The 568-nt window shown below is 74.5% G+C and carries 1 pseudogene; it reads right to left on the bottom strand.

Going from position 1 to position 568, the window contains the following annotated elements:
- Positions 1–290 precede the first annotated feature (290 nt).
- Positions 291–568 (bottom strand): annotated as a pseudogene (locus tag L6Q67_RS24215) (hypothetical protein); the annotation flags it as partial.

Here is a 568-nt window from a genome sequence, read left to right as displayed (position 1 = left end):
GGCGCCACAAGTACCACTCCTGGCGCCAACGCTTCAGCGCGGCAATGGGGGAAGAGGCAGCGGCGCTCATCGTCGCGGCCTCCGCGCAAAGTAATTCTCTTGGATGCCCGGCCAGGCGGACGCCTCGACCACCCGCCGGCATGGTGGCACCGGCCTTGGCAGCCTGCGGCTCGCCGCGCTGATGGGCGGCACGGCGGGGGTGGCGAGCGTGCCGGGGCAAGGCAGCACCTTCTGGTTCACCGTACGCCTGCCCGGGGCCAGTGAGGTGCCCGGGGCGCCGGCCGGGGCGCTCAGCTGGAGCAGCTCACCGCCAGCCCCGCGGCCCAGTCCGGCGGCGGCGCGGCGAAGCGTTCGTGGTCGGGCTGCGGCGAGAAGGGCTGCGACAGGCAGGCCCGGACCGCCTCCACTTCGCTGAAATCTCCCCTCTGGGCAGCCCGGATGGCGGATTCGGCGATCCAGTTGCGGAGCACGTAGCGCGGGTTCACCGCGTCCATCGCGGCCTGCCGCTCGGCGTCCGGCCGGCCCTCGGCGGCGAGGCGGGCGCGCCACAGGCTGAGCCAGGCGTCGG

The sequence above is a fragment of the Zoogloea sp. genome, from assembly GCF_023150065.1.
Classification (GTDB): Bacteria; Pseudomonadota; Gammaproteobacteria; order Burkholderiales; family Rhodocyclaceae; genus Zoogloea.
The sequence above is the reverse complement of the archived record's forward strand: the minus strand, read 5'-3'. Positions and strand labels throughout refer to the sequence as shown.